General features: G+C 36.9%; 2 tRNA genes. Both read left to right on the top strand.

The features are described 5' to 3' along the window. Positions 1-5 precede the first annotated feature (5 nt). Positions 6-92 (top strand) — tRNA-Leu (locus tag N7931_RS19460). A 33-nt stretch (positions 93-125) separates the two neighbouring features. Next, positions 126-201 (top strand) — tRNA-Gly (locus tag N7931_RS19455). Positions 202-350 lie beyond the last annotated feature (149 nt).

Raw genomic sequence — 350 nt, 5'->3', positions numbered from 1 at the left:
GTGTCGCCCGGGTGGTGGAATTGGTAGACACAAGGGATTTAAAATCCCTCGATCGTAAGATCGTGCCGGTTCAAGTCCGGCCCCGGGCACCATTTCCTATTATAGGAAAGCATAAACTCTCTTATGCGGCTGTAGCTCAGTTGGTAGAGCACAACCTTGCCAAGGTTGGGGTCACGAGTTCGAGTCTCGTTAGCCGCTCCAAATTTTCTTATCTTAGTATTTTATTCTTATCTTGTTTTTAAGTTTAATGACTGAAAATTCTAAATTCTAAATTCTAAATTCTAAATTCTAAATTCTAAATTCTAAATTCTAAATTCTAAATTCTAAATTCTAAATTCTAAATTCTAAAT

This window comes from Catenovulum sp. 2E275, from assembly GCF_025515275.1.
Taxonomy (GTDB): Bacteria; Pseudomonadota; Gammaproteobacteria; order Enterobacterales; family Alteromonadaceae; genus Catenovulum.
Note: the sequence above shows the minus strand (reverse complement) of the source record. Positions and strands in the feature narration are given on the sequence as shown.